Origin of the sequence: uncultured Fretibacterium sp. (genome assembly GCF_938030725.1) — a bacterium.
Classification (GTDB): Bacteria; Synergistota; Synergistia; order Synergistales; family Aminobacteriaceae; genus Fretibacterium.
Genome location: NZ_CALHIQ010000177.1, coordinates 1 through 8,608, shown reverse-complemented (window position 1 = coordinate 8,608; position 8,608 = coordinate 1). Strand labels below are relative to the sequence as shown.

General features: G+C 61.4%; 7 protein-coding genes. 5 read left to right on the top strand and 2 right to left on the bottom strand.

All coding sequences use genetic code 11. The features are described from left to right. From Q0629_RS09805 to Q0629_RS09785, 5 genes are all read left to right on the top strand, one after another. Positions 1 to 450: metal ABC transporter permease (locus Q0629_RS09805; RefSeq protein ID WP_298781970.1), on the top strand; the 450-nt coding region annotated here is incomplete at its 5' end. 45 nt (positions 451 to 495) lie between these two features. Then, on the top strand, positions 496 to 1,038 hold the full coding sequence (gene hpt / locus Q0629_RS09800) for a hypoxanthine phosphoribosyltransferase (RefSeq protein WP_298781968.1): 543 nt from the start codon (positions 496 to 498) through the stop codon (positions 1,036 to 1,038). Positions 1,039 to 1,207: 169 nt separating this feature from the next. Continuing rightward, entirely contained in the window at positions 1,208 to 3,193 is a 1,986-nt protein-coding gene (gene ftsH / locus Q0629_RS09795; RefSeq protein ID WP_298781966.1) for an ATP-dependent zinc metalloprotease FtsH, read from the top strand. A 219-nt stretch (positions 3,194 to 3,412) separates the two neighbouring features. Continuing rightward, complete coding sequence (gene uvrB / locus Q0629_RS09790) at positions 3,413 to 5,458, top strand: excinuclease ABC subunit UvrB (RefSeq protein ID WP_298781964.1); 2,046 nt, start codon at positions 3,413 to 3,415, stop codon at positions 5,456 to 5,458. A 44-nt stretch (positions 5,459 to 5,502) separates the two neighbouring features. Beyond that, the gene (locus tag Q0629_RS09785; RefSeq protein ID WP_298781962.1) at positions 5,503 to 6,063 is read left to right on the top strand and encodes an isochorismatase family protein; all 561 of its coding nucleotides are present in this window, start codon (positions 5,503 to 5,505) and stop codon (positions 6,061 to 6,063) included. Between the two features lie 192 nt (positions 6,064 to 6,255). Here the strand turns inward: Q0629_RS09785 and Q0629_RS09780 are convergent, their stop codons facing one another. Then, the gene (locus Q0629_RS09780; protein ID WP_298781961.1) at positions 6,256 to 7,509 is read right to left on the bottom strand and encodes a permease; all 1,254 of its coding nucleotides are present in this window, start codon (positions 7,507 to 7,509) and stop codon (positions 6,256 to 6,258) included. Between the two features lie 402 nt (positions 7,510 to 7,911). Beyond that, on the bottom strand, positions 7,912 to 8,608 hold a 697-nt coding region (locus Q0629_RS09775), incomplete at its 5' end, for a hypothetical protein (protein WP_298781959.1).

Sequence of the window (8,608 nt, the reverse complement as noted above, 5' to 3'; positions counted from 1 at the left end):
AACCGGCTCTTTTTGATCACGTACAACGAGGATTACGCGCGGTCGCTGGGGATCAACGTCACGCTCTATCAGTTCCTGATCTCCTTCCTTACCGCCCTCACGGTGGTGTTGGGCATGAGGATGATGGGGACGCTCCTGATCTCAAGCCTGATCATCCTTCCGGCGGTCACGGCGCGCCGGCTGGTGCGCAGCTTCCGGGCCCTCGTCGTCCTGGCTGCCTGCATCTCCCTGGCCTGCTTCGCCGTGGGGCTGTTCCTCTCCTTCGTCTGGAACCTCCCCACGGGAGCCGGCATCGTGTCCGTCAACGTGGCGGCTCTGATGGGGGCCGTGCTCCTGGCGCGCCTCATGGGGCGCGCAGGCCCTTTTGTCTTTCAATGGGGAGGAGGTGCGTCAGTCCTTGGGGAGCGCGGCAGGCTCCTCTGGACGGCGTCGACAGCACGCCCTCAATAGCCTGGGCACGGATTTTCATCATTACTTTACGGGAGAAGATTGCAGATGGCGAAGGAGTACAGGCTCGGCGAGGTGTTGCTCTCGCGGGAGAGGATTGCGGAGCGCGTGGCGGAGCTGGCGCGCGAGATCGCGTCGGACAACGGGGGCAAGCGGGAGCTGCTCGTCGTGGGGATTTTGACGGGGGCGGTGTTCTTTTTGACGGACCTGGTGCGGGAGATGCCGGACGACCTGGACGTCCACATCGACTTCATGTCGGTCTCCTCCTACGCGGACGCGACGAAGAGCAGCGGCGTCGTGCGCATCCTGAACGACTTGAAGAACAGCGTTGAGGGCATTGACGTGCTCATCGTGGAGGACATCGTGGACACGGGGCTGACGCTGTCCTACCTGCAGGACCTCCTGCGGGCCCGCAGGCCGGCAAGCCTCAGGACCTGCGTCCTGCTGGACAAGAGCGCGCGGCGGGAAACGGCGGTGAAGGTCGATTACTGCGGCTTCGAGATACCGGACGCCTTCGTCGTGGGCTACGGGCTGGACTGTGCCGGTAGGTGGCGTCACCTGAAGGACATCCGCAGCGTCGAGGCCCTGTGACCCCTGCGGGCCGCGACCGTATCCGCAATATCCTGTTTTGACTGCGGCGGCCTTAATGTTACAATAAAGCGTTGCCGTCGGTCGCCTCAGGGTGCGGGCGTTCCGCGGCCGGAGCAGTCGATGTGGGCCCCCCTGGAGGTTGGGGCGGGACCGTGAGAGGGGCGATGTTTTGGGGCGAGTGGTTAAGAATCTGGGCCTTTACCTGGTCCTCATCCTGCTGGTGGTGAGCCTGGTCAACGTCTTCATGACGCCGGAGGAAGCCCAGAAGCAATACAGCGAGATCAGCTACAGTTCATTCCTCACGGAGCTGGAGGGAGGGCGCATCCGCATCCTTCAGATCCGGAACAACACCCTGCCGGGGGAGTCCTCCTCCGCCGTCCTACGGGGTGAGCTGAAGGATGGGAAGCGCTTCCTGACCTATGGCGTGGACGTCAGCGGCCTTGCGGACCGGGCGTCCCGCGCCGGAGTGGTGGTGACGGTGGAGGCGCCGCAGAAGACCTCCTGGTGGATGTCGATGCTCTCCTCCCTCGTCCCGACGCTGCTCCTGGTTGGCGTGTGGATCTTCTTCCTCTACAACATGCAGGGCGGCGGCGGGAAGGTCGTCTCCTTCGCCAAGAGCAAGGCGAAGCTCTTCCTGGACAACCGCCCCAAGGTGACGTTCGCGGACGTGGCGGGCTGCGAGGAGTCCAAGGAGGAGCTGCAGGAGGTCGTGCAGTTCCTGAAGTCGCCTGAGAAGTTCACGAGGCTTGGGGCCAAGGTCCCACGCGGCGTGCTCCTGCTGGGGCCTCCCGGGACGGGGAAGACGCTCCTGGCCCGCGCTGCGGCGGGGGAGGCCAACGTCCCCTTCTTCAGCGTCAGCGGCTCCGACTTCGTCGAGATGTTCGTGGGGGTTGGCGCTGCCCGCGTCCGTGACCTCTTTGAACAGGCCAAGAAGTACCAGCCCTGCCTCATCTTCATCGACGAGATGGACGCGGTGGGACGCCACAGGGGCGCGGGGCTGGGCGGAGGACACGACGAGCGCGAGCAGACGCTGAACCAGCTCCTGGTGGAGCTGGACGGCTTCGATGACACCAGCAGCACCATCCTCATCGCGGCGACGAACCGTCCCGACATCCTGGACCCGGCGCTTCTGCGCCCCGGCCGCTTCGACCGTCACATCGTGGTGGACCGCCCGGACGTCAACGGTCGCGAGGAGATCCTGAAGGTCCACATGAAGGGCAAGAAGTTCTCGGACGATGTGGACACCGGCGTCCTGGCGCGGCGGACGCCCGGCTTCGTGGGAGCGGACCTGGCGAACCTCATCAACGAGGCGGCGCTGCTTGCGGCGCGTCACGACAAGAACCGCATCGACATGGAGGAGCTCGAGGAGGGGATCGAGCGCGTGATGGCGGGGCCTGAGCGGCGAAGCCGCCTCATCAGCGACCGGGAGAAGAAGATCATCGCCTACCACGAGGTGGGACACGCCATCGTCGCAAAGGTCCTGCCGGACAGCGACCCGGTGCACAAGATCTCCATCATCCCGCGTGGGCACGCCGCACTGGGCTACACGCTGCAACTACCGGAGGAGGACCGCTTCCTGCGGTCCAGGTCCGACCTCCTGAACCGGATCGCCATCCTGCTCAGCGGGCGCGTTGCGGAGGAGCTCGTGTTCGGCGACGTCACGAGCGGTGCGGCCAACGACCTGGAGCGCTCCACCCAGACGGCCCGTCAGATGGTGACGGAGCTGGGCATGAGTGAGAGGCTGGGGTTGGTGAAGCTGGGCAACAAGCACGAGGAGATCTTCCTGGGCCGGGACATCTCCGAGGAGCGAAACTACAGCGAGGAGATCGCCTACGCCATCGACCAGGAGGTCAAGGCGATTATCGACTCCTGCTACGACAAGGCGCGCGCGATCCTTGAGGAGCACCGTGACCTCATGGACCGGATTGCCGGAATCCTCCTGGAGCGCGAGGTCCTGGATCGGTCGGAGTTCGACGTCCTGATGGAGGGCGGCGAGCTGCCCCCCAGGTCGGCGAAGAAGGCCGAGGACTCGAAGCCCGCGGCGGATGGCGACGCGAAGGCGCCGGACGATGCCCCCGAAAAGGAACGGGACCTGACGCCGCCTCTGCCGGAGAACCGGGTGGACGGCCTGCCGAAGGACGGCCTCCTGGGTTGAAGGGAAATCCTGTAATGCCCCCTCTCTTTGAGAGGGCATTTTTTGTGGAGCGGCTTCGTGGACCGGAGAACGTGGACAACCCCGTACGAAGGCTTTCCTAAAGGCGCGGGCCCCTCCTGCCTTGCTGCCGCTCGCGCGTTGAGGCAAGGTATCTTTTCCCGCCCTTCTGTTGTAAGATGTCCTCGGACAGCGTGCAAGGCCGCTGGGAGGAGGCTTCACTTGATACAAAAAAACTTTATCCTGCACTCGGAGTGGCCGCCGGCGGGCGACCAGCCGGAGGCCATCGAGGCCCTGAGGCGAGGCCTCGATGCCGGACAGCGCTTTCAGACGCTGATGGGCGTCACGGGCAGCGGCAAGACCTTTACGATGGCCAACCTCATCGCCGCGGCGAACCGGCCGGCCCTCGTCCTGGCGCACAACAAGACGCTGGCGGCGCAGCTCTACAGCGAGTTCAAGCAGTTCTTTCCGGAGAACGCCGTTCACTATTTCGTCTCCTACTACGATTACTACCAGCCGGAGGCCTACATCCCGTCGAGCGACACCTACATCGAAAAGGACGCCTCCATCAACGACCGCATCGAGCGCCTGCGCCTGGCGGCCACGAAGGCCCTGATCGAGCGGAGGGATGTCCTGGTCGTCGCGAGCGTCTCCTGCATCTACGGTCTGGGCAAGCGCGACAACTACGAAAACGCCATCTTCTCCTTCAAGGAAGGGGACCGCGTGGAGCACCGCACCTTCCTGGAGCGCCTGCTGGAGAACTACTACGAGCGCAACGACACGTCGCTCGAGCCGGGCAAGTTCCGCGTGCGGGGCGACACCATCGAGATCTTTCCGGCCTACGCCGAAACCTGCATCCGCGTGTCGTTCTTCGACGACGAGATCGAGCGCATCGACCAGGTGGACCCCTTGCGGGGGACGTCGGTGGAGCATACGCCGGAGGCCTCGATCTTCCCCGCGCAGCACTACGTCACTCAGACGGACGCCATCGCGCGCTCCCTCCCCCTGATCCAGGAGGAGCTGGACCGGATGGAAAGGCGCTTCAACGAGGCGAACAAGCCTCTGGAGGCGGAGCGCATCCGGATGCGCACGCGCTACGACATGGAGATGCTGGGGGAGGTGGGGTATTGCTCCGGAATTGAGAACTACTCGGTCTACCTGGACGGGCGAAACTATGGGGAGCCGCCGGGCACGCTGATCGACTTCTTCCCGGAGGACTTTCTGCTGTTCGTGGACGAGTCGCACATCACGCTGCCCCAGGTGCGGGGCATGTTCAACGGCGACCGGGCGCGCAAGACCGTGCTGGTGGAGAACGGTTTTCGCCTGCCCTCCTGCCTGGACAATCGCCCCCTCCAGTGGGACGAATTCAAGGAGCACATGCGCCAGGCCGTGTTCGTGTCCGCCACGCCGGGGGACTACGAGGTGGAGGTCTCCTCTCAGGTGGTGGAGCAGGTGATCCGGCCCACGGGCGTTCCGGACCCGACGGTGGAGGTCCTGCCGGCCCGAACGCAGGTGGACGACCTGGTGGAGAGGCTGCGGGGCGTGACGGAGCGCGGAGAGCGGGCGCTGGTCCTGACGTTGACGAAGCGCTCCTCCGAGGACCTGGCGGACTACCTGAGCGAGCTGAAATTCAAGGTCAAGTACATTCATTCGGAGCTCAACACCTTTGAGCGGGCGGAGCTGATCCACGGCCTGCGCGTGGGCGAGGTGCAGGTGCTGGTGGGCATCAACCTGCTTCGGGAGGGGATGGACCTGCCGGAGGTGACGCTGGTGGCCATCCTGGACGCGGACCGCGAGGGGTATCTGCGCTCCTACCGCTCCCTGATTCAGATCATGGGGCGGGCGGCCCGGAACGTGGACAGCAGGGTGCTGCTCTACGCGGACGTGGAAACGGAGAGCATCGCCCGCGCCGTGAAGGAGACCCGGCGGCGACGGGAGCTGCAGATGGCGTTCAACGAGAAACACGGCATCGTTCCCCGCAGCGTGGAGAAGGAGGTCACGACGCTCCTGCCCCCAGAGCTCCTGGAGGCCTACCGGCTGGACGGCGTCGGGGCGAAGGAGGGGGAGGCGGCCCCGGCGAAGCCTGAGATGTCCGTCAAGGAGATGGAGCGTGCCATGTGGGAGGCCGTGGAGCGCCTGGACTTTGAGCGCGCAGCGGCGCTGAGGGACCTGATCGCGGAGGCGCGGGGGGTCAGCGTGGAGCGCAAGCCCTCGCCCAGGGGGTTTCGCTCCCGTCCCCGCCGCGCGCGGGAGAGGACGCGGAAATAAGGCGTCCGGCTGCCTGTGAACTGTATATGGAGGGGGAAAACTGCATGTCGAAGGAAACGCTTCTGGTGGTGGATTGTCAGTACGACTTCATCGACGGATCGCTGGCCTGCTGCGGCGCGGAGGACGCGGTGAAAAGCGCCGTGGACTACATCAACGCGCACCCGGACGTTCGGGTGCTCTACTCGGCGGACTGGCATGGAAAAGGGCACTGCAGCTTCAAGGAAAATGGTGGCCAGTGGCCGGAACACTGCGTTGCCGGCGAGCGCGGCAGCGCGATCCACGAGGCCTTCACGCGGGACGTGAAGCGCGCCGAACAGCGGCCGGGGGAGGGGAACGTCTACCATAAGGGCACGGACGATGGCCGGGAGGAGTATTCCGCCTTCGAGGCGCGGAACGCGGCGGGGCGGACTGTGGGACAGGACGCGGGAGAGTGCGTTGTCGTCTGTGGCATCGCAAGCGAGTTCTGCGTGCGCGAGAGCGCGCTGGACCTACTGAGGGCGGGGCGCAGGGTGACGCTCCTGGCGGACGCCGTCGGGTACGTGAACGCTGAAAAGCACCGCGAGAACCTGGCGGACCTTGAGACGCAGGGTGTGACGATCGCCTGATTCCCATTCCCACTCCGTCGTAGAGAGATGGAAAGACGCAGGGCGAAACGGCCGCTTGTCGTTTGTTCAGGGCCTCCGCGTCAAACTGCGTCAGACTGAAGGCAAGGGGACGGATTCAAATCCGTCCCCTTGCCTTCAGTCTGAGAGTAGAATTTTCTAGCGAAATGCGAACTAATTGTATCCCGTATTTTCTCAAAGGAAGGTCATGAGAAATTGAGAGGCCAGCACGACTAACACCAAGGCAACGGGATAGGTTGCGGCGTAGGAGGCTGCCACGTCGTCCGTCTTGGCGACGTTGATCAAAGCTCCCAACGCTGGAGTGCTGGTCATGCCTCCGGTGATTGCTCCCAGGTTGTTAAGCAGACAGAGTCTGACGACATGTTTTGCGATGAAGTAGCCGACCAATAAGGGGACGGTTGTCATCAGGGCGCCGTAGAAGAACAGGATCAGGCCGTGTTCCCGAACGATCTCAACGAAGCCGGATCCGCCGGGGACACCGGCCCCGATCAGGAACATCACGAGTCCAAACTCGCGGAATGCCTTTAGAAATCCCGTGCTGATCCGCATATTGATCCGACCGATCCGACCAAAATGCCCAAGGATCAATCCCACGATGAGAGCTCCGCCCGTGTTTCCAAGCGAGAAGTGCGTTCCAAGAGGAAGGGGAATCCGAACCTTGCCCAACAGGACTCCCAAAACGACGGCTAAAGAAAGAGGCCCGAGGCCAATGGGGTCGATGTCGATCAGCTTTCGTTGCGCATTTTCCTCTTGTTGGCGATCTGGTGTAAACTCTAGCGGCTGGCCTGATGTAGCATTGATCTTCTTCTGTTCCTCCAGGATATTCGCTTTGACGAGTTTGGGAACGATCTGCACAAAGAGCACAACGCCGACAACTCCAAAAGGATAGCCAATGGCGTGGCCCACCGTGACCTCGTTCAGAAGAAACTCGTTAGAGCGCACGATGTCCTGTGCCGCGGCGAAGCCCGGCGTTGTGGTTAAGGCTCCTGAGAGTATGCCGACGCCCATGGCTGAGTCTACGCTGGTCAGCAGGATCACCGCCGCGCACGTCAGGGCGCCGCTTCCGATGATGATCAATCCCAGAAACGCATAGGATTTGACGTTTCTTTTGAGGTTGTGAAAGAAATTGGGTCCTGCGATAAAGCCGACGGAGGTCACGAAACAGAGCAAGCCCATTTCCTGAATGAGAGACATACTGTGCTGCATGAATCCGCTGGAAACGGTAATGATCCCCATCTGACGAAGCAAAGAAGTGTCTGAGTACCCGAAGTGCCCAAAAAGCAATGCGCTCAGAAAGACGCCGGCCGTTCCCAACTCCACGCCTTTGATCTTGATATCTCCCAACAGATAGCCGATGAAGGTTATACAGAATATGATAAACATCATGCTGCGGCAACTTGAAAAGATGATCTCTTGAAAATAAGCCATCGATAGTTCCTCCGGGACGAAATTTAGGATGAAAAGCCTTTATGAAAGGAGATATTAAACCTTGCGCATGGAGGAAGGTCAAGCCCTGTGGGCAGTGCCGACCATGATTCGGATAGCTCCAACTGATCGCGATTGGCGGCGCTGAAAATTCAACTGAAAGATGCCGCAAGGGCGAAGGAAGTATCGCACGCGGATTACCTGATTTGGGACGGCGGGAGTTCGCCGTCCCAGTCCGTTCATCAGTCGAGATTTTACAAGCGTTATCCGAAGAAGGATTGTGGACGGATCGCGAAGCGGTTGGATAGCCGATTCAGGAAGGGCAGGAGGTTCTCAAACTCGAAGGAGTTATCCTTCCGTATGATTGGGCTGCGCTGAACCTGACGATCCGTGCTCCTGTCGATCTCACTTTACGGCCTTGAGGTAAGGCACAAGATAACCGAAGGTGAACAGCGCGAACATAAAGATCGAGAACGCAATGTGAAATTTGTAGGCGCCCATGGTTTTGCGCATCTCGACGACGTCTTTTTCGGAGTCCGGCACGATAAAGAGCCTCTCCCTCTCGGCGACCTCTTCCGGCGTGGGCTTTGCTAGGGCGTTTCCTACTACCATGCCTATGATAGACAGGTAAATGCCCACGAAAAAGGAATCCAGGAAAAAGGGAACGGTCACGCCCCATACGCTGGTGGCTAGGCGGACGCCAAAACAACCGATAAAGCCAAGAAGCATGCTCAAGAAAGCGCCTTTTTCCGACAGCCTTTTGCTCCAAATGGCCGCGAACGATACGAGTCCCCACGACCCCGCGATTACCGTCCCACCGAAGTACATGATCCAGAAGATGTGGTTTGCAAAAAATGCCATGACCAACACCACTAAGCTCACAATAAACATGCCGATACGGGAAATCTTCAGTTTTTCTTTTTCCGGTTTGTCGTCCAGGGTCAAAATGTCGTTGATAAAGGAAAATCCAACCAGAGCGAGAAAATTGGAGGCGGATGAGATGCCCGCGGACAATATCCCCGTAAGCAAGATGACGCCAACGGCTGTAGGCACGAGGTTCATTGCGCCCCAAATCATCGTATCGGAACCGAGCCCAGGTTTT